At 49.3% G+C, this 25,380-nt stretch carries 20 protein-coding genes, 1 tRNA gene and 1 pseudogene; 4 read left to right on the forward strand and 18 right to left on the reverse strand.

Features of this window, described 5'->3' with window-relative positions:
- Positions 1 to 32: 32 nt before the first annotated feature.
- The 5 genes from rpiA to ACBZ72_10900 form a co-directional block, all read right to left on the reverse strand.
- Positions 33 to 737 carry a ribose-5-phosphate isomerase RpiA gene (rpiA, locus tag ACBZ72_10880; GenBank protein XES76670.1) on the reverse strand — a complete coding sequence of 235 codons (705 nt, stop codon included), beginning with the start codon at positions 735 to 737 and terminating at the stop codon, positions 33 to 35.
- Complete coding sequence (locus tag ACBZ72_10885) at positions 737 to 1,516, reverse strand: FeoB-associated Cys-rich membrane protein (protein ID XES76671.1); 780 nt, start codon at positions 1,514 to 1,516, stop codon at positions 737 to 739. Before ACBZ72_10885 ends, rpiA begins: the two co-directional genes overlap by 1 nt.
- A gap of 147 nt (positions 1,517 to 1,663) precedes the next feature.
- On the reverse strand, positions 1,664 to 2,797 hold the full coding sequence (locus ACBZ72_10890) for a FecCD family ABC transporter permease (GenBank protein ID XES76672.1): 1,134 nt from the start codon (positions 2,795 to 2,797) through the stop codon (positions 1,664 to 1,666).
- Positions 2,743 to 3,549 (reverse strand): class I SAM-dependent methyltransferase, encoded by an 807-nt coding sequence (locus ACBZ72_10895; protein XES76673.1) that lies wholly within the window; start codon positions 3,547 to 3,549, stop codon positions 2,743 to 2,745. Before ACBZ72_10895 ends, ACBZ72_10890 begins: the two co-directional genes overlap by 55 nt.
- A 49-nt stretch (positions 3,550 to 3,598) precedes the next feature.
- Positions 3,599 to 5,263, reverse strand: coding sequence for an ABC transporter substrate-binding protein (locus ACBZ72_10900; GenBank protein XES76674.1), 1,665 nt, complete (start codon positions 5,261 to 5,263; stop codon positions 3,599 to 3,601).
- Positions 5,264 to 5,388: 125 nt separating this feature from the next.
- On the opposite strand from ACBZ72_10900, the gene ACBZ72_10905 reads away from it, so the two are divergent.
- Positions 5,389 to 6,162 carry an ABC transporter ATP-binding protein gene (locus tag ACBZ72_10905; protein ID XES76675.1) on the forward strand — a complete coding sequence of 258 codons (774 nt, stop codon included), beginning with the start codon at positions 5,389 to 5,391 and terminating at the stop codon, positions 6,160 to 6,162.
- A 572-nt stretch (positions 6,163 to 6,734) separates the two neighbouring features.
- Here the strand turns inward: ACBZ72_10905 and ACBZ72_10910 are convergent.
- Positions 6,735 to 7,352 carry a CatA-like O-acetyltransferase gene (locus tag ACBZ72_10910; protein XES76676.1) on the reverse strand — a complete coding sequence of 206 codons (618 nt, stop codon included), beginning with the start codon at positions 7,350 to 7,352 and terminating at the stop codon, positions 6,735 to 6,737.
- A gap of 245 nt (positions 7,353 to 7,597) precedes the next feature.
- Complete coding sequence (locus tag ACBZ72_10915) at positions 7,598 to 8,848, reverse strand: cell envelope integrity protein TolA (GenBank protein ID XES76677.1); 1,251 nt, start codon at positions 8,846 to 8,848, stop codon at positions 7,598 to 7,600.
- Between the two features lie 280 nt (positions 8,849 to 9,128).
- On the opposite strand from ACBZ72_10915, the pseudogene ACBZ72_10920 reads away from it, so the two are divergent.
- Positions 9,129 to 9,275: pseudogene (locus tag ACBZ72_10920) on the forward strand (nucleotidyltransferase family protein).
- Positions 9,276 to 9,452: 177 nt separating this feature from the next.
- Here the strand turns inward: ACBZ72_10920 and ACBZ72_10925 are convergent.
- The 9 genes from ACBZ72_10925 to ACBZ72_10965 form a co-directional block, all read right to left on the reverse strand.
- Positions 9,453 to 9,529, reverse strand: a tRNA-Thr gene (locus ACBZ72_10925).
- Between the two features lie 95 nt (positions 9,530 to 9,624).
- Positions 9,625 to 10,257 (reverse strand): M48 family metallopeptidase, encoded by a 633-nt coding sequence (locus ACBZ72_10930; GenBank protein ID XES76678.1) that lies wholly within the window; start codon positions 10,255 to 10,257, stop codon positions 9,625 to 9,627.
- A gap of 114 nt (positions 10,258 to 10,371) precedes the next feature.
- Entirely contained in the window at positions 10,372 to 11,457 is a 1,086-nt protein-coding gene (hypD, locus tag ACBZ72_10935) for a hydrogenase formation protein HypD (protein XES76679.1), read from the reverse strand.
- Between the two features lie 12 nt (positions 11,458 to 11,469).
- The gene (locus ACBZ72_10940) at positions 11,470 to 11,694 is read right to left on the reverse strand and encodes a HypC/HybG/HupF family hydrogenase formation chaperone (protein XES76680.1); all 225 of its coding nucleotides are present in this window, start codon (positions 11,692 to 11,694) and stop codon (positions 11,470 to 11,472) included.
- 49 nt (positions 11,695 to 11,743) lie between these two features.
- Positions 11,744 to 14,023, reverse strand: coding sequence for a carbamoyltransferase HypF (gene hypF, locus ACBZ72_10945; protein ID XES76681.1), 2,280 nt, complete (start codon positions 14,021 to 14,023; stop codon positions 11,744 to 11,746).
- Between the two features lie 55 nt (positions 14,024 to 14,078).
- Positions 14,079 to 15,731, reverse strand: coding sequence for a long-chain fatty acid--CoA ligase (locus ACBZ72_10950; protein ID XES76682.1), 1,653 nt, complete (start codon positions 15,729 to 15,731; stop codon positions 14,079 to 14,081).
- 145 nt (positions 15,732 to 15,876) lie between these two features.
- Positions 15,877 to 17,241: an NADPH-dependent glutamate synthase gene (gltA, locus tag ACBZ72_10955; GenBank protein ID XES78682.1), complete on the reverse strand. Its 1,365-nt coding sequence runs from the start codon at positions 17,239 to 17,241 to the stop codon at positions 15,877 to 15,879.
- A 28-nt stretch (positions 17,242 to 17,269) separates the two neighbouring features.
- Positions 17,270 to 18,106: a sulfide/dihydroorotate dehydrogenase-like FAD/NAD-binding protein gene (locus ACBZ72_10960; protein XES78683.1), complete on the reverse strand. Its 837-nt coding sequence runs from the start codon at positions 18,104 to 18,106 to the stop codon at positions 17,270 to 17,272.
- Positions 18,103 to 19,332 (reverse strand): hydrogenase iron-sulfur subunit, encoded by a 1,230-nt coding sequence (locus ACBZ72_10965; GenBank protein XES76683.1) that lies wholly within the window; start codon positions 19,330 to 19,332, stop codon positions 18,103 to 18,105. The genes ACBZ72_10960 and ACBZ72_10965 overlap by 4 nt, the downstream gene beginning before the upstream one ends.
- Before the next feature lie 242 nt (positions 19,333 to 19,574).
- Between ACBZ72_10965 and ACBZ72_10970 the strand changes: the two genes are divergently transcribed.
- Complete coding sequence (locus tag ACBZ72_10970; GenBank protein ID XES76684.1) at positions 19,575 to 21,449, forward strand: hypothetical protein; 1,875 nt, start codon at positions 19,575 to 19,577, stop codon at positions 21,447 to 21,449.
- A gap of 63 nt (positions 21,450 to 21,512) precedes the next feature.
- Here the strand turns inward: ACBZ72_10970 and ACBZ72_10975 are convergent, their stop codons facing one another.
- Entirely contained in the window at positions 21,513 to 22,448 is a 936-nt protein-coding gene (locus ACBZ72_10975; GenBank protein XES76685.1) for an NAD(P)/FAD-dependent oxidoreductase, read from the reverse strand.
- 171 nt (positions 22,449 to 22,619) lie between these two features.
- Here ACBZ72_10975 and ACBZ72_10980 point away from each other — a divergent pair, with 171 nt between their 5' ends.
- Positions 22,620 to 24,737 carry a PQQ-binding-like beta-propeller repeat protein gene (locus ACBZ72_10980; GenBank protein XES76686.1) on the forward strand — a complete coding sequence of 706 codons (2,118 nt, stop codon included), beginning with the start codon at positions 22,620 to 22,622 and terminating at the stop codon, positions 24,735 to 24,737.
- On the opposite strand, the gene ACBZ72_10985 is transcribed toward ACBZ72_10980, so the two are convergent.
- Complete coding sequence (locus tag ACBZ72_10985) at positions 24,714 to 25,313, reverse strand: TMEM165/GDT1 family protein (protein XES76687.1); 600 nt, start codon at positions 25,311 to 25,313, stop codon at positions 24,714 to 24,716. The genes ACBZ72_10980 and ACBZ72_10985 overlap by 24 nt on opposite strands.
- Positions 25,314 to 25,380: the final 67 nt, after the last annotated feature.

Consider the following 25,380-nt stretch of genomic DNA (forward strand, 5'->3'; position numbering starts at 1 on the left):
GTGCGCAACTAAAAAATTGGGCTCTTAGTGAGCTAGTTTCTTTTTCGCTCCAGCTTCTCCACCTTAGACCCAGCGCCCAAGTAAACGATGTCAGTTAAACCCAAAAACAGCCCCGTTTCAACCACGCCCGGAATCATTTTGAGCCGCTGCTCCAACTCCGCGGGAGTGGCTATGTCGCCGAAGGTGGCATCCATGATAATGTTGCCGTTATCAGAAATCACGGGTCCAAGCTTGCCTTTGGTTTCCCGCAACAGGGGGATTCCGCCCAGCTTCTGAATGCGGTCACGTACCAGTGCCACAGCAAACGGCACAACCTCAATAGGTACAAGGTGGTTGCCTTCGCCCAGCACATGCACTTTCTTTTTTTGGTCGGCTACAAAGATGTTGTGTCGGGATGAGGCAGCGACGATTTTTTCGCGCACAAGCGCGGCGCCCATGCCTTTAATCAGGTTCAGTTGGGGGTCAATTTGGTCGGCGCCGTCAATGTTTACGTCAACAAGTGGGTGCTCTTCAAGTGTAGTTATGGGGATGCCTGTTTGGACGGCTAACTGGAAGGCTTGGTAGCTGCTAGGAACACCCAGAATTTGGAGGCTTTCGTGTTGGCGGCGCTCACCCAACGCGAGGATGGCGTAAGCGGCGGTGGTTCCACTTCCTAAACCCACAACCATGCCGTCTTTGACGTGCTCCACTGCGGCGTAGGCGGCGTTACGTTTTTCAACATCAGGGGAAACTTGCATTATGATTCAATCTCCATTTGCCCAAGTTTATTCATGACCTCATCAATCTGGTTTCGAATGGCGTCAATGCGCTGTTCCGCTTCGGATTTTTGCCGTTCCTGTGGAGGTTTGCGGGGTCGTTTGGGTTTTTCTTTTTCAGGCTCAGGTTCGGCTGACTCTTCGGCTTCTTCGTCATCTTTCTCCATCTGGTCGGGAACCACAGGAACTTGCGGTTTAGGCATGGGAACTTTAACTTCTCTAACAACGGGTTTGATGTCTATGCGTCCACGCAGCTCCTCCACTTTACCCGTCAACTCACCAAAGCGTTCGCTGAAAAGCTTCATGAGGTCCTGCTGCATGCTTTCCAACTCGTGCAGTGCAACGATGGTTTCGTCTTTGGCTATGGAGTTTTTAACCGACATCATGCGGGATTTGTAGCTGCCAGCCAAGCGTTCCCGCTCGGCCTCAGTAATTTTGCCCTCCGCATGCGCTTCGTACAATCGCCGAATTGCATCACCCAAGATTTCACGTTCTAAATCAAGGATGCGCAGTTCGTCTTTGGCATGCACTGCCTGAGTTGCTTGGACGCTTTTAGTAACGCGAAACGGAGAAGAGGAAGCAAACGAAGGCGCCGAGAGAAGCGTTTCGAGTTCGGGTTCTTTGGCAGAAGCTGTGGCAGCGGCGGCCACGACGGGTTTGGCGCGTTTACGCATGGCGTAAATGACAAGTGCACAGGCGAGAACGACGATTATCGCCACTAGAACAGTGATGATGATAGTTGCCGTCTCGTCGAGAGCCATGAGATCCTCTGTATTCTGATAGCTTACGATGTATATAAAAATTAAACAAAAAAACGCAAAACAAAACGGCTACGATAAACAAAAAGGCATTTCCTTAAAACGGGTGAACACCAAGCAGGCAGGAGCAAAATAAATGTTAGGGGAAGGTTAGTGGTTTACTTTTCGTCGGATCAGCAAGTACAGCAGCAGGGGTCCGCCTAGAAATGCCGTGATAGCCCCCACAGGAAGCACCACGGGAGCAAGCAGTCGCCTAGCTAAAATGTCGGCAAACAACAGCAGAACCGCCCCAAAAAGGGTTGAGGAAACAATCAGGAAACGCTCGTCTCCACCGATGATTGCACGGCAAATGTGCGGGGCAACCAGACCCACAAAGCCGATGGCGCCCGTGAAGCTGACCACCGTTGCTGTGGAGAGGCATGCCGCAATTAAGGTGATTCGTCTAACGCGGTTTACTTCTACGCCGAGACTTTTTGCGGTGTCGTCGCCCATCTTCATGAGGTTAAGGTCCCAAGATAAACGCATGTTAATTGCAAAGCATATGACCAGTGCGCCTAAGAGGTAGGGTAGCTGCCACCAAGCCGCTCGGGAAAGGTCACCAACCGTCCAAAAGACAGTGGCGCTGACGGCGTTGGATTCAGCAAAATACTGCAGTATGATGGTGCATGCTTGGAAAATGTACAGTATGGCTATGCCCGCCAAGATTATGGTTTCAGGCGAGGGACCTCTACGCTTAACCAGCAGCAAAATGACTGCGACAGGAATCATGGAGAATAAAAAGGCGTTAGTGATTATCAGGAGAGGACCTTCAGTTAAGCCGCTGCCCAAGATAATGGCGACAGCGGCGCCCAAGGCTGCACCTGCAGAGACACCTAAGGTGTAGGGGGTGGCAAGAGGGTTTCTTAGAATTGCCTGCGTTGTGGAACCAGACATGGCTAATGTAGCGCCTGCTAGAATTGCTAAAAGAATGCGGGGTAACCGGAGGGTCCACACAACCGTGTCAGCCAACGGGCTGACCTGAATCCAGTTCGGAAAGGCTCTAGCAAAAATTGCGGCGTAAGCCTCAAAAAACGAAAAGGAAGCGGAACCCAAAGCCAACGAAACGCCGGCAACCACAAACAGCAGGACGGCACAGGTAACCAAAAAAAGAACACGTTTTGCTACTAGCTTTCGGTATTTTCTTTTTTCACTTTCCTCCGTGCTGAGTGCGGCTTTACTTTGAGCCGCATCTACTGGGGTTTGGTCCACCATATCGTTGCGGTCTTCCTTTTTCGGTTCAGCCAAAGTTTTCCGTTGTCTACTATTAAAATTCTGCGCAGATACGCTTTTAGAGCCGAATTTTTGCTGGGGTTTATATGGTACTGTTCAGCGTATTTTTCGGCTGCATCGTCTAAACTGCGAAAGTTCTGCATTGACTGGTAATCCCAAACCTCCACATTAGCAAGTATGCCCAAGTCATGCAGAATGTTGTAAACGTAGATATAGTCCGACTTCACAGAAACTGAGTCACTGTAGACTAAGTTTTGAATTTCACGGTCCATCCACTCAGAAGCGGACAGGAAAAGGTAGACGCGTTTTGTGGCAAGAGCATCCAGCTTTACCAGTTCCTTTTCAAGGTTAACCATGAACAGGGAAAAAGAGGCAATAACCACGTCGTGGGGTTGAACGTCATCGCCGACGCGTAAATCCTCCAAAGACCGCTGGATGAAACGCAGATTGGTTAAGTTGGCTTTTTGGGCGTTTGCCTTCAGAAGGGCAAGCATGTTTCCAGCAGGCTCTAAAGCCGTGACTTGCTTGACCCTTTTTGCGACAGGTATTGTTATTCGCCCTGTGCCTGCGCCGACATCAAGAACGGTGTATTCGGGCGATAGCGGCAGTCTGCGTAGTTGTTTCTCGGTTAAGTCCTTGAGGGATGATACTTTTTCGTTAAAGCCGTTGGCGCATTTCTCCCAGTAACTTGGAGCACAACATGCGGTGCGGCGTGTATCTATCATCATTTGCTGCCGCAACTCGACCCAATTTGCTGCCTCTGCCATAGCACATCACTTAGCCAGTTAGTTTAGACCTAAAAAGAAAAAGAGAGGTTTATGTGGAGCCGTTGGGTATGCCGACGATGTCACCGTTGATGGTGATGCCCGGATACAGGAAGACGCCTTCTTCGTCGAGGTTGTAATCTAGCCGCATGAAGTGAGTGATGTATTCTTGGTGTATGGCTTGTGGGTTAAAGTCCGTCAGTAAGTCAGGGTAGAGCACGTTGGTCAGGTAAACTGCTCCTAAAACGCCGCCCATGGCGTTGTTTCGGAAGTCACCTGCGATGATGTATACGTGCCCGTTCTTGACGGCTTTAAGGTTGGCAAACATCGGCTGGGAGATGTATTCTTGGAGGCATTGGCTTATGCTTGAGGTGTCGCTTACATCGTAGCCCTGAGCGGGGTCAGCGTTGGTTAAGCCGCTGAAGGTGTATCGAACTGTGTGCAAGAAAATGTAGTCAGGGTCTTGTGAGAGTATCCACTCCGCATCAACGTTTACCGAAGACGCGTTAAGGTAGGTGGGCATTGACTGAGCGATGTTTGCTCCGCCTGATAAGATGCAGACTTGTCCAAGAGTGTCAATTGTCGCGTAGGCTTTTACGGTCGCTGAAGCCGTATAGGGGTAGTTAGTTAACAAGACGGTTTGCTGTTGGTCCGAGGTTAGGGTGCTGGTTTTAGCGCGGATGGTGTCGGTCAAATTGAGCAGCCAACTTGCATATTCTGTGGCTTGGGGAACCCTGTCAAAGATGTAGCCAGCTTTGAGGATGCCTTGCATGAAACTGGAGTCCTCAGGGTTGGTCACGTTAGGGTAGTATAGCCCCAGGAAGACTACGTCAACACCAGGCAGCTTTTCAGCTTTTTCTTCGGTGGCACTGGAGAAAGTCAACAGCACATCGGGGTCCAAGTTGAGAACTGCTTCATAGTCGGGGGTGTACATTTGCCCAACTGAGACTATGTTGGGGTTGTCTGGGAAGTAGTATTCTCTGAGGACATCAACGCAGAAGTCAACGCCGACGACTTCGTCTTCTAGGTCAAGAACGCGCATCATTTCGGCGTTCTGAATGTATTCGACCACGATACGGTTTGCGGGAAGCGAAACCGTTATGAGTTTACCGTTGCCGTCCAGCAGAACAATGTAAGAAGCAGTGCCGTTTATGAGGGCAACAACTTGGTCTTTGTCTGCTGCATCAACTTTTCCATCGTTGTTTGCGTCTGCAAACTGAGTAGCAGAAGATGAGCCGCTGATTATGCTCGTTAGGTAAGTGAGGTCTTCTTCGTCCACTGCTGCGTCCATGTTAGCATTTCCGTAAACCTCCAACACCAAATCCATCGAGAGCTCAGGTGTTGGGGTTGGCGTTGGTTGAGGGGTGGTGGTTGGCTGCACTGTGGGGGTTGCTTGAGGTGTGGTTTGGGGGGTAGCTGTTGCGGTTGGCTTGGGGGTGGCGGAGGGAGAAGATGTGGAGGTTGAGGTGGCAGTTGGTGTGGCGGTTGACGTTGGTGTTGGGGTTGAAGTCTGCGGTGTGGAGGTTTGTTGGGGGGTGGGTGTTGCTTGTGGTGAAGCTGAGGTTTGTGGTGAGGGTGGGGCAGTTGCCGTGGGGGTCGGGGATACCTCAGGTGTGGGTGTCTCTGGTTGGGTGAACCAGTTGTTGCCGTAACCGATTACGAGGGAAGCCCCTATGATTATTGCGAGAATAAGGCCAATTACGAGGTTTCTGTTCATTCCAATCCCGTGTTACGGGTTACTAAAAAAGTAATACTTATACCTTGTGTTACTTAAAAACGGAAAAGTAACACTAAAATACCCTCTTACGCTTCTAGGACAGAGCCACAAGCAGAGGCGCAATCATGAAAATAACAGTCCAAGACGTTACATTCAACTACCGAAGCACCCCCACACTCTCACAAGTCTCCATGCAAATCGACGAATCCGAAGTCTTGGGCATGATAGGCCCCAACGGTTCAGGAAAAACCACCCTACTCAAATGCATAAACAAAATTTTAGAACCCAAACAAGGCAAAATAATCCTTGACACTCAAGAAGCAAAAAAAATGAGCCGCATGGAAGTCGCCAAACACATAGGCTACGTACCCCAAAGCACCAACAGCAACCCAACAGCGCTACCAGTTTTTGAGATTGTCCTGATGGGCAGAAGACCTCACATCACCTGGCAAAGTAGCGAAAAAGATAACGCCAAAGTTTGGGAAGCCCTCAAAATGCTCAACATCGAAAACCTTGCAATGCGCGATTTTTATGAGTTAAGCGGGGGTGAACAACAAAGAGTCCTCATCGCCAGGTCAATAGCCCAAGAAGCCAAAGTTCTTCTGCTTGACGAGCCCACCAGCAACTTAGACATCAAACACCAACTAGAAGTCATGTACCTAACCCGAAAGCTGGTTACCAAAGGAAAGCTTGCTGCTGCCGTGGCAATTCATGACCTTAACCTTGCATCCAGATTCTGCGACAAAATTGTGATGATGAAAAACGGCAAAGTTTTTGCGGCTGGGGAAGCACAGAACGTTTTGAGCCCTGAAACGATAAGAACTGTTTATGGAGTGGAAGTTATGGTGAACTTTGACGCCAAATTCCCCTACATAATACCCATTGAACCCCTTAACTAAAACTCAGAAAAGAGAAACAAACAAAAAATAGGAGTAGGAGCTGCTTTTTTGCCACAGCGGGAACAGCAGGTTGCTTGCGGGCTGAGGGGAGCGCCGCAGTTGGAGCAGCATTGGGATACAAGTCTGATGGCCATTTTCACTATGACCGTGCTCAGTGCAGGCATGATAGAGGAAAAACAGGGATACTTCCTTGTGACAGAGAGGACGGAAAAAAAGAGGTTGCCCTACACGCGACTGCTTCCCGAAGCAACACCATAATGGTTGTTTTAGGTGTTGCATTGATTTTTTTTCACTTTCTCGCTTAAACTGGAACTTTTGCCCGATGAAAGCGTCCTGTTCTTTGGGGTGACGCTGATTGTGATTGGCTCGTGTTTTGGGCGGTAAGCCGAAAAAACAAACCTGAACTGTCCCCTGAAGCCAAAGAGTTACTCAAAGAACTAAATCGGCACTAGCTATTCCGCAGTTTCAGCAAGTAACCATTCTCGCTGGCAACGCCATCCAACAGGGAAGCAGTAACTTCTTTGCTTCCCTTAAAGCAGGAGAAACAACTGATACGCTACGGGTAACTCAATCTACCTGTTTAGCCCCGCTTGGAATAACTCCAAATATTTCCCAACATGGTAGGCATCCAATAACCCATGATTAGCATTAATCGAAACAGGAAGCAACAGCTTGCCAGCGGACTCAAAGAACTTGCCAAATGCAATCTTGGGAATACTTTCGCCTCGACAAAAGTTCCGTTCATGCTTAAAACCGGTGAAGCTAAACCAAGGCAACACAGTGTAATGAACAACGTCTAATCTTGCCGCGTCTTGGCTTACCCCAAGCCCAGAGCTTTCTTGAACTTCAGTGATGGCAACTTCGGCTTTTTTGCAGAAACCTTCGAAATCGTCGGTGTATTCGAAGAAGGCAAAACCGAAAGTGGAGTCTTTTCTGCCGACAGTGGTACTTACGTGTACTCTGTCAAAAACCCAGACTTCGCCATCGATAATTCGATATCGAAAGTTCTCCACCAAGTTAATTGCTTTAATCGACGCGTATAGGTAGTAGAGGAAGAAGGACAACTTTTCTTTTTTACAATGCTGGTAAGCGTCAGTGCAGTCCACGTTTACGACTACGCCAAAGTATGGGTCATCGCAGCCGCCGAAGTACTGGTAGTGGTCACGGCGGTTCCAGTTTTGTATGGCCAAGTTTGGTCTTCATAGGCGCTCAAGCCAAGAGAGAGGTGATATGCATAAAAGTTTATGGCAAAGACAAGGTGGAGCCTTCGGCGGGATTTGATGCCAAAATAGTATAACTGGCCTCAACATAAAATGAGTATAAGCCTGAAAATTGAGGATAAGATATGAAAAAGCGAAGGTTGTATCCCTTTTAAAAAGCTAATTAGTGGTACAGATGAATGTGAAGGGAGCTAACCATTAAATTTTGGGTTTATTTATTCGCTGAATATAGTGCAATTGCTGTGCTGTTGTTTTCCAGAGATTTTTTCGAAGAAGCTTAATGGTTTTCCGCACATAATACATTGCCCTAAAGACTTACGCTTAGTCTGGATTGCTGATTGGCGTTCTTTGTCAGCACGTCGTTTTTTCGCCTGTTCTTGTCGCAGTCTTTTCTTTTCCTCGTCCCGTTTTTTCTCGGCGTCTCGGCGTATCTTCTCGGCTTTTTGACGCTTTCGTTCGTCACTCAAGTGTTTTTTAGCTTTCTCCTCTTCAATTGCCAGTTCAGATAGGAAACGTTGCTTACGGTCGTATAGTTTTTCCCAAAGCGATTCTGGCAGAATACCTTGGTTAAAGTCAAATCCAGATGCTCTCCAATTTTCTGAACCCATATGGAAATTAAAGTGAAACCGACCTCGGACATCAGCAAGTCTTGGAAGCGCTTTAGCATACTTTGGTGCTGAGCGCCAGTCCTGCCCAAACAAACGAGCATCTTGAATAGAGGAGAATGGGTACAAACCAACGAATTCTATGGGTTTTGTTCCAGGAGGTTCTTTCTCGAAAAGGCGCACACAGCACATATCCTCAGAGTTGCCACAAGAGTACTCAAGAAATTCCACCCCAATCAGGTTCGCATAGTTCTCAACAATATCGCATAATTCCTCAGGAGTCATCCAGTATTCATATCCACAACTTTTAGGGTATTCTACAGGTGTAAATGTAGTTCCGATAAATTTCCTAAGATCCTCGAATGAGGCAAGCATCGGAAGATTGCTAGTTCGTTCTGATGAGGGCTTTTTTCTCGAGGGCGCAGGTATGTGATTGACTTCAGGGTGTGATACCCTTCGCTCTTTCCTCAAATCACCTAAAGCTGAACGCGCAGCCATCCCGTTTCCTGCAAGATTTCCTTCGGAGTCAATACGACCTTCCTCTGGAAGTGGCTCACCCCAACACTTGGAGCCTTCAACGAACATTGGATTTGCAGCTACCTTCCTAAGCTCTTCGGACCCGCTAAGCCCAGTTTTTACCCTTTCAATTATCCCTGAATCGTAGCTTTGAACTGCGAGACAGAAAACATTCTCACGCCTGTTCAGGGTTGCTTCAGTGTCACCATTGTATAATGTAGCCCCGATGATTTGGCTTGGGTCAATTGCCTGCCAGAAAATTTTCCAACAGGTATAACCGTAATAACCTCGGTTCACCTTATCAATGTCGAATCGAATCCCTATTGTAGGAATATTTGGCATCATACCCCTATTTTCGCCCCTGAGAGTAGACAAGCAGTCTTATGTAGTAAGGCTATATTAATTTGTTCAGCGTATGTTATCTATCCCTGAGAAGCCGACCAGTTTGCTACCTTCTGCTTCTCGGCGAGTAGCCATTAAGACTATAATCAGCAAATGACGATTGATGCGAAAAAAATCAAACGCCAGTTTACATATTTCAATAATACACTTGAGTGCATGCTAATTTGGATATTGAAAATATTAAGGAGAAAGTAGAACCCCTCAACCCTCGTTAAGGAAAAGATTCAAAGTGGAAACTATAGGCTTTTTCGGCTCTTATATAAGGGGAGAACAGAAAAAGAAAAGCGACTTAGACGGCCTGGTTACCTTTTCTGAACCCATAGGACTTTTCAAGTTTGTTGAACTTGACCGCTCGTTCCGCCAACCCTGAATTCTGCCGGGTAGACATATTGAGCGTTTTATCCGCAAGAACTGCACTGTCTAATAATGTTTCCACTCGTTTGGTTTGCGCCTCCACCAATCATCCTTTTCTCATAAATAAATTCAACTGAAGAACCCTGAAAAGAATTGTCTGATTAATAGAGGGCAACTAAACTAAATGAAGAAGTGGAGCCTTCGGCGGGATTTGGACCCGCGACCATTACCTTACCAAGGTAACGCCCCACCGGGCTAGGCTACGAAGGCGCAACGCATTTCTCCAGAAAGAACGCAACTTGCACATAAAGAGGTTACGGTTTCGGAAGGCAAAAAGCAAACAGGCAAGCAGAGTGTAGCAGCAGTTAAAGACTTTGCAGGAAGCGTACCCGTTCATTAAAAGACGGATGTAACCGGGTGCCCGCCCAAAACGACACCCGTGAAGCTAACCCCCGTGAATCGGGCATGCCAAAAGAGCTAATCTTCATCAAAGCATCCGCCAACTGTTTAGGCTCAACCAAGTAGAGGGCGGCGTTTCGGTCAGCCTCAAACTCGATACGCACCTCCACCCGCCGCATTACGAGAGGCAGAGAGACGCCCCACCCCAAAGCCAACAACACTGCAATAACCAAAGTCGAAAACAGTGGAGACAACAAGTAAATCACAAGGGGAACAATGCCAAAAGAAATCAAGAGGCTCTCTGCAATGAGGTTGCGGAAGTTTGAGGATTTAGAGTCACGACGGAAATCCATCAGGTGCCCGATTTCGTGGGCGACGGTTGCTTCTATGTCAGTCTCGTTAAAGATTCCCTCCGCCCAGAGCCCGAGCAGGTGTTCGCCGACGCTTATGCGGTTTTGGAAAACGTTCACGTTGGCTAACCGCTCTGTTTTGGAAATGCACAGTTCAGGTGTTCGTTGCAGCTTTGCCTTTTTAGCTAAAGTTTCAATTGTTTGTGTTAGAAAAGCAACTTGCTGCGAAAGCTGCACATTTTGGCTCACGGCCTATGTCTCTCCGATGAGTTAAACAATTTGTGAACATGGGTTTTTTAACTTTTAGCCGTCTGCTCAAAAAACGGCACCACATCCAAACGCCCAGTCAGCATATGCTTACGGTTATTGAGCATTTACAGTTTTCGCCCAGACGCGGCATGTTCCTTCCATGCTAACCATGCATGCGCCTACAGGGTTTTGAGGAGTGCACGCTTTAAGAAACAAGGGACAAGCAGGAGGTTTGATTTTGCCTACAACCACCAAATGGCACTGGCAACCGGGCTGTGAATCAACACCGTCCACCAACGGGACACTGTGTTTCTTGAGTGCATCGAAGGAAGAGTAAGCATCTTTGAGTGCAAGCGTGGAGTTTGGAATGACACCTAAACCGCGCCATTTCCCATCGACCACCTCGAAAGCTTCGTTAATTAGGCGCTGGGCTTTCACGTTGCCTTGCCAACTGACTCCGCGAGAATACTCATTCTCCAGTCGAGGTTTACCTTCGCTAAGCTGCTTAACAATCATGTAAACTGAGAACAGCAAATCCAACGGCTCAAACCCCGCCACAACTGTGGGCAACCCATATTTTTGGGGAAAAACCGCATAAGGCTCAACCCCAATAATTGTGCTCACATGACCGGGCGCAATAAAACCCTTGAGCTGTAAGTCATCCATTTTGGCAAGCAACTCCATGGCGGGAGGCACTACCCGATGAGAAACCAGAAAACTCAGGTTCTTTGCCGCTTTCCGACCGACCTCAATTGCCGTGGAAGGCGCCGTGGTTTCAAACCCGACTGCAAAGAAAACAAACTCTTTTTGCGGCTCTTCCTGCGCCATCTTGACTGCGTCGCTGGTGCTGTAGACAATGCGGATATCTGCACCTTCAGCTTTGGCGTCCAAAAGTGCCCCATGGGAGCCGGGAACCCGCAACACATCCCCAAAACAAGTTATCACGATGCCTTTTTTTGCCATTTGGATGGCGGCGTCCACTTCGGAGGCGGGCAAAATGCATACGGGACATCCGGGTCCTGCGATTACTTCAATGTTGGAGGGTAGAAGGCTGCGTATGCCGAAGTGGCTTATGGTCCATTCGTGGGTTCCGCAGACATGGCAAATTTTGATTACGCCGTTTTTGGGGGTTAAGGCGTTTATTTTGTCGGCTACGCGTTTTGCCATTTCGGGGTCTCGATAACTTTGCGAGGTCACCATGTAAATCAGCTGCTATTGGGTTCCTGCGTCTAAAACCTCATTCCACAAACTAAGGGTTTCTAAAGCGTCTTTTTCGCTCATGGTCTGGATTGCGTAGCCTGCGTGAACCAAAACGTAGTCGCCTACTTTCGCGTCAACCAATGTCACGTTAACTTCACGCAGAACTTTCTCGCCGAAATCCACTTGCGCTTTGTCGCCCGTGATGCTCATGACACGTGCGGGTATAGCTAAACACATAACAGGTCAACACATATTTGGGGCGTAAACAGCGATAAAAAGAGATTGGTTAAAAACCCCAAAAGCCACCAACAAATGCCTGCCCAAAGGAAACGCCACCATCACCAGAAGGAACTGCTTCATGCACCAGAAAACGCAGCCCCCGCGCCTCCACCACCTCCCGCATCATTTGGACAAGCAAGGCGTTGACGGCTGAGCCGCCTGTGAATCCGACATTTCCAACCCCCAACTCAACGGCTTTATCTGCAGCCAACGCTCCAAGCCCCCTCGCCAAGTAAACGTGAACGCTAAAAGCCAAGTCCGCCACGGAAAACCTGCGACGGTTCTGATAGATTTCCGACAGCAGCCCCGTTGTCTCCAGCACTCCGCCACATATTTGGGGAGGCAGTTTCAGGACATCTTTGCCGTTGACGGCTGCAGATTCGAGTTTCATTGCTGCTTCACCTTCGTAGGTGCGTTCGTAGCATATGCCAAGTATTGCGGATGCAGCGTCAAGGATTCTGCCGACGCTGGTGGTTTGGGGGATGTTTTGGGGTTTTTGAAGTTGGGTGAGGAGCAGTTCGGCTTCGGTTCGTCCATGGGGTAGGTGCACTGTGTTTTCTGTGAGCCACTGGGTTATGTCCATTGTTTTGTTTAGAACTGCGGCGGCTATGCGCAGGGGATACCGCGTGGACACGTCTCCACCCAGAAGGGGCTGCGGCTCCAGATGCCCCACCCGCCTAAAACCCTTCGATGTGTCACTGCAGTGGAGGATTTCGCCGCCCCAAGCCCCACCATCAGCGCCATAACCGTAACCATCACAGGCAACCCCCACAACCTCACCGACACCGTGCTCAGCCATCAACGCGGCAACATGCGCATGGTGATGCTGCACCCTAACCAGACTCCAACCGTTTTGTTCAGCGAGTTCCTGCGCGAGGTGGGTGGTGGTGAATTTGGGGTGTAAATCGCAGGCGACGGCGTCGATTTTGCTGTTGGTAAGCCGAATAAGGTGCGAGGTGGCTTCTTTGAGGAAACCGCGGGTTTCCAAGTTTTCCATATCACCAATATGCTGGCTGAGGAAGGCTTTGTTTCCGTTGAGAACGCAGCTGGTGTTGTTAAGTTCCCCGCCCAAAGCGACCACACAATGTTTTGCTTTTTGTTTGAGCATGATGGGGGCGGGTGCGTATCCGCGGCTTCGGCGAATGAACACGTTGCGGGCGCCGTGGACGCGGGTAACGCTGTCGTCGCATCGGTGAGCTATTTTGCGGTTATGAAACAGAAAATAATCCACCGTGCCGCCTAAGACGTTTAGGGCGTGGGTGTTGTTGTTGATTATGGGTTGGCTGGTGGGGTTGGCGCTGGTCATCACGAAGGCGGCGTCGGGAACTTGGTCGAAGAGCATGTAGTGCATGGCGCTGTATGGCAGCATGACGCCTACGTTGTGCAAGTCGGGCGCAATCAGCGGCGAAAGAGTGTATGAGGCGGCTTTGTTGAGTAGAACGATTGGGTGTGCGGGTGAGGTAAGCAGTTCTTGTTCCTTCGGGTTAACTTCGGCGAACCCGCCGATGGCATCTATGCTGCGAGCCATCAGGGCAAACGGCTTAGCCAGACGGTGCTTCGAGGCTCGAAGCCTAACCAGCGGCTCCTCCCTGACAGCGGATGCGGCAATGTGAAAGCCCCCATAGCCCTTCACCGCGACGATTTTGCCCTCCGACAGCAGCCGCCCCGCTTCCCGCACAGGGTCATCTACATCTACGGGTTCGCCGCGGTTTGTGGTCAGGTAGGCTTTGGGTCCGCAGGTGGGGCAAGCCACGGTTTGTGCGTGAAAACGCCGATTTAATGGGTCACGGTACTCTCGGGCACATAAGCCGCAGAGGGGGAACTCTTGCATGGTGGTGTTTTTGCGGTCGTAGGGCAAGCGTTCGATGATGGTGAAGCGGGGTCCACAGTTGGTGCAGGTGATGAAGAAGTAGTCAAAGCGGGGGTCGTTTGGGTCACGCAGTTCACGTAGGCAGTCGTTGCAGATGGCGCTGTCAGGCGGAATCACCGAACCCGAATGTTCCAACGCCTCCGAGCTACGGATAATTGTGAAGGTTTCGTACTCGTTTTTGCCCGTGAGAGCTGCTTTTTGGATTTCGTAAATTTGAGCCAGCGGTGGCTTCTGCTTCTGTAAATCACGCAAAAAACCCGCGGCAGCTTCCTCTGTCCCTTCAAGATGGATTTCTACGCCAGCGTCCCCGCGGTTGCGCACGTACCCTGTCAGCCCGTTTTTGACGGCGATGCGGTACACGAACGGGCGAAATCCCACACCTTGAACAATACCCTTAACGTTGACTTTTAGACGCAACCCTGGACACTTCTATGCGTTAAAAGTAGAAAAAGTGAATTCATATAGATTGTGACTAATTGGATGATAACTGTTCATCGCGCAGGCGTCGCCGCAACACTTTTCCCGCAGAGCTCAAAGGCAACTCTTTGCGGAACTCCAATTCGCGAACCGCTTTGTAGGGGGCGACTTTGCCGTTGACAAAAGCTGTCAGTTCTTGCGCCGAAACAGAAGCGCCATCCTTAAGCACCACAAAGGCTTTGGGAATCTCGCCTACGCCTGATACAGGTTTACCGACAACGGCACAGAGCTTCACTGTGGGGTGCTCGTAGAGAACGTCTTCGATTTCGCGGGGGTAGACGCTGTAGTCTTTGTATTTGATGAGGTCTTTTTTGCGGTCGGTTATGTAGAAGTAGCCTTCGCTGTCCATGCGGGCGATGTCGCCGGTGAGAAGCCAGCCGTCGCGCAGAACCATAGCGGTTTCGTCGGGTTGCCGCCAATACCCCTTCATGACCTGCGGTCCTTTGACGGTAAGCTCGCCCACTTCGTCTGCCCCAAGAGCGTTTGCGCCCGTTACAAGGTCCACGATTTTGGCGTCTGTTCCGGGTAAGGGTAACCCGATGGAGCCTACGCGCACGGTTTTCATGGTCTTATCCACTGGGTTACAGTGAGTAACTGGGGAAGCCTCGGATAAGCCGTAGCCCTCCGCCAGCAAGCCGCCTGTGATTTGCATGAAGGTTTTCTGGACTTGGGGTGGGAGCGGCGAGGCACCGGAGATACAGACACGAATTGAAGTCAGGTCGTATTTGCTTAGTTCAGGATTAGCCAAAAGAATGGAGTACATGGTTGGGGAGCCACAGTAAACACTGATTTTTTGCTGCTGAATGGTTTGCAGCACAGTGACAGGGTCAAATTTGGGCATCAGAACCACTGTGGAGGCAAGGCTTATGGGGACGTTAAGGCTGGTGGTCATGCCGTAAATGTGGAACAGAGGAAGCGCCGCCAAAAAAACGTCGGATTCAGCGCCGTTTATCCAGCTGGCAAAAGCCACTGCGTTGGCAACGAGGTTTTGGTGGGTCAGCATGGCTGCCTTTGCGGTGCCCGTGGTTCCGCCAGTGTACTGCAGCGCCGCCAAATCCACTGTGGGGTCAAGGGCGATTTTGGGGGGTTGGTTGCTGGTTTTGAGAAAATCTTGGAAAAGTATTACGTTTGGGTTGTGCCCTTGAAGCTGTATGGACGCGGGTGTCAGGGCGTATTCGCTTGGGCTTGTAATGATGGCACGTTTCAGGAGGGTTTTCTGCCAAACCGCCTCCACCACTGGAAGAAGCGAATCCAACAAAACCACGGTCTGGGCTTGGGAGTCAGCCAGTTGATGCTCGACTTCACGTTCCCGATGCAAGGGGCTAATTGCCGTCAGAACCGCGCCTGCCTTGAGGACCCCATAGTAAGCAATTACGAACTGGGGAATGTTGGGCAAAAAGAGGGCTACACAGTCACCCTTCCTAACTCCCGAAGCTTCCAGCGCCGCGGCAAACTGGTCAGAAAGCAAGTTCAGTTTTTGATAGCTGATTTTGCGGTTAAGATACGAGATGGCGGTGTTTTCAGGGTGAGCTTTTGCAGTTTGGTTTAGAAGTTCGAACAGGGGGACCTGAGGGAAAGTTAAGGTTTTTGGGACATTTTGAGGCCATTTTTTAAACCAAGACTTGTTTTCTTTAGTAATAGCAAACACATCCGCGCGTTTGTCAGTACAAAGATGTGATGTTTTTTAAACTTGCCTTAGGCTGTGGCACCGAAAAAATGGGTCTTGCTGCAAAAGTAGAAGAAACAAAAACGAAAAGGTAGAGAGGGAAGGGGTAGGCTCAGAGATAGCTGAGCTACTTCTTGTTTGTGAGGTATTCGTGCATTGCTTGTGCTGCGCGTTTACCTGCACCCATGGCGCTGATGACTGTGGCTGCACCTGTGGCGACGTCTCCGCCTGCATACACTCCGTCAAGGCTGCTTTTGCCGACTTCGTCAACGCAGATGGTTCCGCGCTTGGGGTCACTTACCAAGCCTTCGGTTGTGCGTCCGATGATGGGGTTAGGTGTTTGTCCGATGGCGATGATGACTGTGTCGACGTCCATGGTGAACTCGCTGCCAGGGATTGTTTTGACTCCGCGTCTGCCTCTGGCGTCGGGTTCGGTGAGTTCCATGCAGATGCATTTCATGGCTTTGACCCAGCCGCGTTCGTTGCCGATGAACTCTAGGGGCGCTGCGAGGAACTTGCAGACTAAGCCTTCTTCTTCAGCGTTTTCGATTTCTTCGTGTCGTGCGGGTAGCTCATCGCGTGAACGACGGTAGACCAAGCAGACTTCTGCGCCTAAGCGCATGCTGCATCTGGCGCAGTCCATGGCTACGTTTCCGCCTCCGATGACAACAACGTGTTTGCCGATGCGGATTGGGGTGTCGTAGTCGGGGAATGCGAAGGCTTTCATGAGGTTAACGCGAATGAGGAACTCGTTGGCACTGTAGACGCCGCCGAGGTTTTCGCCGGGGCACCCAGTGAATTGGGGTAAGCCTGCACCACTGCCGATGAACACTGCGTCGTATCCGCCTTCTTTCATAAGTTCAGGGATGGTGTGGGTTCTGCCGATGAGGTTGCCTAAGCGAAGCTCGACACCGAGTTTTTGGACGTAGTTGACTTCGTTTTGGACAATGGCTTTGGGTAAACGGAACTCGGGAATGCCGTAAGAAAGCACACCGCCGCCCACATGGAGGGCTTCGAACTGGGTGACTTCGTGTCCGCGCTTGACAAGGTCAGCTGCAACGGTGAGTCCTGCGGGTCCAGCGCCGATTACTGCAACTTTTTTGCCTGTTGGCTCGGGTTTAGGTGGAAGCTGAAAACCGTTGTCGCGTTCCCAGTCTGCGAGGAATCGTTCTAAGCGTCCAATGCTGATTGGGTCACCCATTTTGCCGACGACACATTTGCTTTGGCACTGGGATTCTTGAGGGCAGACACGTCCGCAGACTGCAGGCAGAGCATTCTTGGTTTTGATGGTGGCGATGCCTTCGGCGTACTTCTTTTCTTTGATGCATTTGATGAATTCGGGAATTGGGACACCTACGGGGCAGCCAGTTACGCACTGAGGCTTTGGACAGGTCAGGCATCGGCTGGCTTCTTCTAAGGCTTCTTCTTCGGTGTAACCTAAAGCTACTTCCTTGAAGTTTTTCGCGCGCACTTTAGGCTCTTGTTTACGCATATCTACAGCTTGTTTCTTGAGTTTAGGTTTAGGCTTTGTTTCTGCCACACTTACAACCTCCACTTGTTTCCCATACGAGTGAACTTAAACGCTCTTCTGGAAGCATTTGACGCTGGCGCTGAATCAGTTCCTCAAAGTCCGTCAGGTGACCGTCGAATTCTGGTCCGTCGACACAGCCAAACAGCATCTTTCCGCCGACTGTAACACGGCAGACGCCACACATGCCCATGCCGTCAATCATGACGGGGGTTAGGGTGATGATTGTGGGTATGCCGTAGGGTTTGGTTATTTCGCTGACATCACGCATCATAACCACGGGTCCCATGACGACGCAGCGGTCAAACTTTTCTTTCTCCAAAAGCTCCTTGAGGAAGTCTAAGCCTTTATAGCCGTACGAGCCGTCGTCTGTGGCTACGTAGACTTCGTCGCTGAGTTCTCGGGCTTCTTTCTCCAGAATCATTGCTTCTTTGATTCTGGCGCCTAAAACGGTGGTGACGTGGTTACCAGCTTCTTTCATGGCTTTAATCTGCAAGATTATGGGGGCAATCATGATGCTGCCGCCGACGCAGAGAACCTTGCCGTACTTTTTGATCTCTGAGGGGTTACCCAAGGGACCAGTTACGTTCAGCAGACAGTCGCCTTCGTTGTAGCAGCCAAGTTCCTTGGTTGTTTTGCCGACTTCGTGGAAAGCAAACGAAACCGTGCCCTTCTGGGTGTCGTAACCACAGATGGTTAAGGGTATACGTTCACCTTTCTCGTGGGGAACCACAATGATGAATTGTCCCGCTTGAGCTTTAGCGGCGATGTCGGGTGCTTCAACTTCGAACAGAGTTTCTTTGTAGGAAAGGGTTTTTTTGGTTACTATTTTGTACGTTTTCCTTTCGCCTCCATTTCAATTGCTACAGTACACTGGGGCATCGCAGCAATTTTGTTGTAGAAAGCTTCAAAGTGAGGTTTGAATTGATTCTCGCATCTTGGTGAGAGTTCAACCATTTCAAAGCGGTCAGAAAGACCCAGCTTCTTGAGCACGTCTTGCAGGACACCAAGTTGGCGCTCTGCTACATCGCGGCCTTCCTGCAGTTTACAGTCTTCTGCAGCACAGACCACACCCATGACGCCGTCAAATCCTGACCTGAAGGCGTTCACGATGTGCACGGGATCCAAGGATTTAAAGCAGGGAACCTCCAGCACCATGGCGTTTTTGCCTTTGAGAACACATTCAGGGTCATCTAAACCTGAATATTCAGACCATTGACAACTAAAGACCAAAACTGCGGGAGCATTTTTCTGCTCTTTCAGTTTGGTTATGGCGCATCCGTAACGGTCCAAGACATTGTTGAATTCAAAACCTTTCACTTGGATGGCGTCATGTGGGCAAACCAGCTGGCAAGCGCCGCAACCCGTGCATTTTTGCGTGTCAATTGTGGGGGTTGCAAACGATTGTGCGGTGATTGCTCCGTATGGGCAGACAAAGACGCATTTGTCGCAGCCCACACATTCTTCGGTAACGTAAACTGCTTTTCGGGAATATTTGACAACACGCACTGCGTTTTCGTCATAGCCCAACTGTTGAAGAACGGCTTTGCTCAAAAGCAGGCGGCGAGTTTCAATTTTTGTGCCTTCCTTCATGCGGCAAAAGGCGTCTTCACACTGGACAGAAACAATGTTTTTCACGCCAGAACTTAAGGCGGTGAAAATGAAGTCAGCAGGGATTCTTCCTGCACAGGGTACACGCAGGGGGATATAGTTTGTGACGCTTAAGCCTTGTTCCTTGAGGATGTCAGCGATTTCGCCAGTGGAGGGCGAGTTTCCGCGGCACATCATAACAAGAGTATCGGCTTGTGCGGTTTTTAATTCGTTGTTAACGTATTCGTTTAGGTGGTCGTAGTCGTAGTAAGCCATCTCAATGGCAGTTACGGGACATGCGCTGTAGCAAATCCCGCAAACTTGACATTTCTGGTTATCTATTTCCACTTTGCCAGATTCTTCTTCACGGGTTATGGCTTCAAAAGGACACAGAGAATAGCATACTGCACAACGACTACACAGGTCTTGGTTAATTTTCACGGCAGCGAGACACTTTTCACTCATTTCAGTGAACCTCAATTTTTGGTTTCCCCAGTGCTTTTTTTACACCGTAAGCAGGTCAACCTATGCTTATGAATCCATGATGAGGGCTGTTGGATGATATAACGTTTACTGTTTAATTTCGGAAATACGAATATAATTTTAGCGGTCACTTACCCGCCAATTGCATCGTTTGTCTTGGTTTTTTTGCGACATAAAACAAATATAGCATAAGCGGAGGGAAGAAAAGGGGGAAAGGAGTTAAAATGAAAAAAAGCAGCCTCGCTTCTGTATCAACGATAATTTTACTCATCTTAATGTGTGTTCCACCAGTTTTTGGTGAAACCATCTTAAGCTTAGAAGACTTTGAGAGCCCTCTAAGAATCGACTCAGACGCCTCGTTAACCATAAACGTAGGCGAAAAAGCCACACTCCAAAACGACATCAACATCTATGAAGAAAGCGGAAGGGCACTTGTTCGAATCGTTAACCACGGCGAATTAACAATCAAAGCAAAAATAAACTGCACTGGCGCAAATCTAACAATACAAAATACAGGAAAACTTACCCTCCAAGACGAAAACATCAACATAACTGACTTGGCTAACCTGAACGTAGTAAACGAAAGCGAAATGGTCATACGTAACTACCTGTTTGATGTGAATTTTGGGGGAACAGTAACCCTTGACAGCAGCCAAGGAACCTTAACTGTGGACAATAGCTACATGGATGCAAGCGGGTCATTCAATGGGCACCTCTCAACAATTGCGGTCACAACTGGAAAAACCACGTGGGTCAATTCAGGAATGAACTGCGTAGGCGCAAATCTGACAATAAAAAACACAGGAGAGCTAACGTTACGAGATGAGGTAGTCAGCATTTCAGGCTGGGGAAACCTGTCTGTAATAAATGAAGGTGAGATGTTTATACATAATCAGACTATCGGCGTTTACGCTGGCTACTGCTACATCACAAACAACGGCAACTTAACCACCGAAGACTGGTATCTTAAAGACCAAAACGACGGAACAGTCTTCACCAACAACGGCAACGCCAACCTAACACACACAAGCTTCATCGCAAATGGCGCTGCAGGAAAACACATCATTGTCAACAGAGGCAACCTTCAACTTACCCAATGCCAACTTGACACAAACTATGGAGGGTTAATAAGCCTTGACAGCCGCCAAGGAACCCTAAACGTGGACAACAGCATATTGGATTCTAACGGCTCATCCCACGGAAACCAATCTACAATCGAACTAACCACGGGCAAAACCACATGGACCAACACCACCCTGAGCACTCGAAGTGCCAGCTTAGTCTACTCAGACCACGGAACGGACAGCACAGTACAGAACTGTACGTTCAGCAACATCAGCTATAACGTCCACGGTCAAACCAGCATAACCAAAAGCACCCTCACAAACAACAACCTCACCAATCAAGGCAACTTGGCGTTGACCACCTGCACCGTAACCCAAAGAAACACCACCATAGAAAACAGCAACCACATGGAAATCGTCAACACCCAATTTGTCAGCGAAGAAACCCTGAACTTTGAAAACTTGGGAACAATAGACTGCGACAACTGGATGCTACAAACAAAAGCCACTGGAGACGCTCTTTTGACAAACAAAGGCACCATCACATTCATTCAGCCGTTTATTGAAGACACGAGGAGCCAAGAACTGGTCAGTCTAGGAGCGGCCCCCACAAGTTTTAGTCAGCGGTCAGGCGGAGATATAACTGTCATAAACCAAGGCATCATCCAAACTGCTCAAACAACCCCAAGTGCACCAAGCGCAACATCAACAAGCACGCCAACACCCACCGTGACACCGACGAGTACAGCGACGCCAACAATGAGTGCCCCGAGCACAACACCAACCCCGACCAACACGCCCGCAACCACAAACATGAACCCAACCCCAACACCTACAAACACCCCAACATCACCAAGTAACCCAACACCGTCACCGTACACAACCCCAACAAACACGCCCACGCCAGCCACAAACACCCAAACCGATGAGTCTCCGCCGTTCGTGTACATAGGCTTAGCATTAGGGGCAGTTTTTGTTCTACTGATTATTGTGGTTGTTTGGAAAAGAAAGAAAAAGGACGCCCAGAACTCTTGAGCTGCCTCGCCAAAACTAACGGCAGCAGCCACAGGTGTTAGGCAAAAGGAAGAGTTTCCTTTTTTATTTTCTGTAGTAGGGTCGTTTAATGTAGCTGTAGGCTTCTAAGGCGGCGGTTATGCCTTGCCCCACTGCAGTTCCCACTTGCTTCACGGGATGATTGGTTACGTCGCCAGCTGCGAAAACACCTGCAAGGTTAGTTCGTTGATGCATGTCAATTTTGATGCTTTTGCCGCCTTCTTCAGCTTCCACGCCTGCCTCCAACGCAGGTGCACTATTGGGGGACTCGCCGACCTGCACAAAAACCGCAGACACAGGCAACTCAGTGGTTTCTTTGGTTTTAACGTTGAAGAGCACGACGGAGTTGACGACTTTTTCGCCTTTGATTTCTTGGATTTCGGTGTTCCAGTAAACTTTGATGTTGGCTTTTGAGGAAACATCCTTAACCAACGCTTCTTCAGCGCGGAAAGCGTCCCGCCTGTGGACAACTGTGACTTCACCTGCGATACCACCAAGGTAAAGGGTAGTTGTGCAGGCAGAGTTGCCGCCTCCAACCACCAGGACATGTTTACCTTTAAAGAAGGGACCGTCGCAGACGCCGCAGTAGCTGACGCCTCTGCCGTGGAATTCTTTTTCACCTTTTACGCCGAGTTCATTGTAGTGGGAGCCAGTGGCTATGATAACGGCGGTGGCTTCATAGTCGGCGCGGGAAGTCTTCACCTTTTTAACTTCGCCTTCAAGGTCCATGCTGACGACGGGTTCGACATCGTGGATGACGGCGCCTGCTTTTTTGCAGTGCAGCGTCATTTTTTCGGCGAGTTCAGTGCCAAGTATCTGGGGAAAGCCAGGGTAGTTCTCCACCATGGGGGCTTCAGCTGCGGTTCCGCCTGCCAGCCGTTCATCCAAAAGAAGCGTACGCAACCCACTCCGGGCACCATAAATGCCTGCAGCCAACCCAGCTGCGCCTGCACCGACAATTATCAAATCCCACTTTTCCATATCAAAGTCACTTTCGCTAAGGTTAACTGAGGTTTGGAGTTTATGAATTATTCGGGAGCATGTTGCTGTTGGGTTGTGGGTTTGTTACAGAACAAGGTTTTCTTTTTGTCAAGACTTCTTTACAAACAAACTTTTAGGGAATAAGAGCCGAAATATGAAGTGGCGGTAGGCATGAGAAAATCGCTCAAAGCTACACTCGTTGTCTGTACAGTGATTCTTTTAACCGCCATGAGTTCTCAGTGCACAAATACATATTCACAGGACGCTTCACCTGACAACTGGCCCATGTTCCACACAAACCCATCGCATGATGGCGCAGGAACAGGCAAACCAGCCTTAAGCCCCGCCCTGTTCTGGAGCTACAACACCGGCACCAACACCGTTTATGCATCTCCCGCAGTTTATGAAAACACAGTCTACATAGGCACAGGTAACGGCACCCTTTATGCTCTGGACGCAAACAGCGGCAATCAACGCTGGAAATACAATGCATACACAAGCAGCAGCAAAATCTCTTCCTGCCCCGCGGTGGTTAACGGCGTGGTCTATGTAGGGGTGGATTCGTTCACACCTGGGCGCCCCATCATTAACATCGGTGTCATTTGCGCTTTAAACGCCAGTAACGGCAAAAAACTCTGGGACTTCCAAACAGGGGGTCCTATTTCATCTCCAAATGTAGTGGATAACGTAGTTTTTTTCGGCACATACAACAATAACACTTACGCGTTAAACGCAGACAACGGGGCTTTACTGTGGAACTACACTACAGGGGGTTCAGTCCTGTCTTCACCTGCTGTAGTTAACGGCATTGCATACTTCGGTTCGTTTGACAGCAACATCTACGCCTTAAACGCCACCAATGGCTTTCCATACTGGAATTATACGACAGGAGACGACGTTGTTTCATCTCCAGCTGTCGCGGAGGGCACCGTTTTTGTCGGCTCGGAAGACGGAAACGTCTACGCTTTGGATGCATCCACTGGAGCTAAAGTCTGGAGTTACGTAACGGAGGGGTATGTTGATTCTTCTCCAGCAGTTGCGTCTAATGTTGTTTACGTCGGCTCCATAGACGGCAATGTTTATTCTTTGAATGCGTCAAATGGCGTGAAGCTTTGGAATTTCACTACGGGCGACGCGGTCTATTCCTCACCAGCCGTTGTTGGGTCTGTGGTTTACGTGGGCTCATTAGACGGCAACGTTTACGCGTTGAATGCAAACAACGGGTCTAAACTTTGGAATTATGCCACAAGCAGTTTTGTTAGGTCTTCGCCCGCGGTTGCCAACGGCGTAGTCTACATAGGCTCGTATGATGGCAACGTTTATGCATTGGGAATTCAGGGAACCTTAACTGAGCCGCCCATTGTTCTGTACCCCAACACTTTTGTAATTAACGCCGATGGTCGTGTGACCCCTTCAACCACACTCATACAACAAACGGGCAACACTTACAGCTTAACGGATAACATGAGCAAACAAATATGGCTTCAAAGAAGCGACGTTGTTCTGGACGGAAAAGGATGCATCAACAGCGGAATTCACGCCAATGGGCAAACGAATGTAACAATCAAGAACTTCGGTGGTACCGAAATTAGCTTGCATGGTGTTTCAAATTTCACTGTTTTGAACAATACGTTATCGACTTTGGATATGCCGTGGTATGAAACGAGCGCAATCACAGTCTACAATAGCAGTTTTGTGAAAATCGTTGGAAACACCATTACAAACAGCGACATAGGCATATTCATGACTGCAAGCCAGAACAACCTGATTTTAAGTAACACCATATCAGGCATGTCAACGGTATGGCAACATGTCAGCGCAGGAATAATGCTATACAATTCTTCAAACAACACCATACACCACAACAACTTCGCTAACAACACTCTTGCGGTGGCTATCGAAGGTCTTAGCTCAGTCAACAACAGATGGAATGACGGTGAATCCTCTGGCGGGAACTACTGGGGAGACTACCAATCGAAATACCCTAAAGGCTCTGAGAGGGACAATTCTGGGATTTGGAACACGCCATATGTAATTGACGCAAACAACATTGACCATTACCCCTTAATCAACCAAGTAAGCATAACCGCCCCGTTATCTACACCAACTTCATCGCCAACCTCAAGATTAAGCCCAACCCCAACGCCGTCACCTACCGCTTCACCCTCAATCCCAGAGTTTCCAGCGGGAATAGCAATCCTGGCATTCATCACAGCAACTTTGATCGCAATGTCACTTTTTAAGAGGAATAGGATAGCAGGAGGATTAAAACAGGCTAACGCCAAGTAACCCGCTGGTTATCGACAAGGCACCTAAAACTATGAACAGCGCGGATGTGCCGATTTTGAGCCACTTCAAGGGAAGTTTTGCCAAGAGCTTGGCGCCCACCAGCACCGCCACTCCCGTTAGCAGGGCAAACGCCAGCATCAACCCCACAAGCACAAGAACCGCTGAGCTTTCAGCCGCCAAAGTTATGGTTAGAATTTGGGATTTGTCGCCTAACTCCATAAGGGCAATCAACGAGAAGGAGGCAAACAGAGGCATACGACTAGTTTTGGGTTCCTTGATTGGTTGCTCTTTTCGGTTCAGCAGAGGCAAAACCCCAAAAATTATGAACACGACACCTGAAACAGTCTGCACCAGATTCAGGGGAAGAAAAGCCAGCAGGGGTCCACCGACTAGAGCGCTGACGCCGTCAACGACAAAAAACGCCAGCATCGCTCCAAAGAAGACGTGTTTGATTTTGTATTTGCTGGAAAGGGAGATGACGGCAAGCTGTGTTTTGTCTCCCAGTTCAGCCACAAGTATGAGTAGAAACGTGGAGATTATGGGAACAAAGTCCATGCAGTTAAAATTGGCATTCAACTATAAAGGAACTTCGCATCTATATGTGCCCGCTGAAAGCCTAAGCGGGCAAGAGTTATTAACCCAA

The sequence above is a fragment of the Candidatus Bathyarchaeia archaeon genome, from assembly GCA_041447175.1.
Lineage (GTDB): Archaea > Thermoproteota > Bathyarchaeia > Bathyarchaeales > Bathycorpusculaceae > JADGNF01.